Source organism: Methanoculleus sp. MH98A, assembly GCF_000691865.1.
Classification (GTDB): Archaea; Halobacteriota; Methanomicrobia; order Methanomicrobiales; family Methanoculleaceae; genus Methanoculleus.
Genome location: NZ_JMIO01000183.1, coordinates 1 through 909, shown reverse-complemented (window position 1 = coordinate 909; position 909 = coordinate 1). Strand labels below are relative to the sequence as shown.

General features: G+C 53.6%; 2 protein-coding genes. Both read right to left on the bottom strand.

Going from position 1 to position 909, the window contains the following annotated elements:
• Positions 1-12: 12 nt before the first annotated feature.
• On the bottom strand, positions 13-300 hold the full coding sequence (locus tag EI28_RS12465) for a response regulator (protein ID WP_197018524.1): 288 nt from the start codon (positions 298-300) through the stop codon (positions 13-15).
• Positions 301-656: 356 nt separating this feature from the next.
• On the bottom strand, positions 657-909 hold a 253-nt coding region (locus tag EI28_RS12460), incomplete at its 5' end, for a PadR family transcriptional regulator (protein WP_048115320.1).

Sequence of the window (909 nt, the reverse complement as noted above, 5' to 3'; positions counted from 1 at the left end):
TCACTCGCCGGATCACTTCAGCATTGGAATAGGCTGTGAGATATAGACGACAGGAATCTGGAAGAGATCGAGGATCTGCTCCGCGGTCTCGATGCCGTCTATGCGTCCATCAAGAACGATGTCCATCAGGACGAGATCGGGATTATGACGCGGCAGTTCCCGGAGTACGTCCTCCCCACTTCTAAAGACTGCTGGAACGGTAAATCCATTATGCCGCAACGAATCCTCTAGTAGCCTGGCGACGTGATCATCATCTTCGACAATGACAATCCTCTTCTTTGGAGAGAGATCCGAGTCCATACTCATTTTATCCAGACATTAAGACATCTCGCTGCCTCATGAGGGGCAGCGTGTTCGCGCCGTAAACGGTACAGGGGCATACAGAACGTTGAACGTTCACAGAGGTTAGATCTCCGCAGACCAGTTCGAGCGGGTCTCGCGCCGTTGCTCCACGGGGACTCTTCACGGCACCCGTGCCGGTTGCAGACGGCCGTACCGGCAGGTCGTGCCAACGGGCACCTGCCCACACAGAGTTGAGGATGGCAAGAGTGCTTGTGATTCCGTGGCCTCCCGTATGGTGAGGCCAAAATCCGGCAGAAGGCATACAGATGGGTCGATCGGCCGGGCAGGTATGCATGCCATCTATCATCGTCCCACTACCCGTCTTCAATGATAAACTTGAGGATAGCAAAGATATCCTGTTTCTTTCGACGAATGTAATCTTCACCGGCCGGGGTCGCCACATACACCTTTGAACGCCCCTCCGTTCTTGTTTCAAGGAAATCCCGCTTTTCAAGATCATAGAGATAAGAGTAGATCCGGGCCATCGGGACGAGCACATGAAAATGTTCGTTGATCTCGCGCAGAATATCATATCCGGAGACCGGTCGGGCGAGACAGGACAGGATG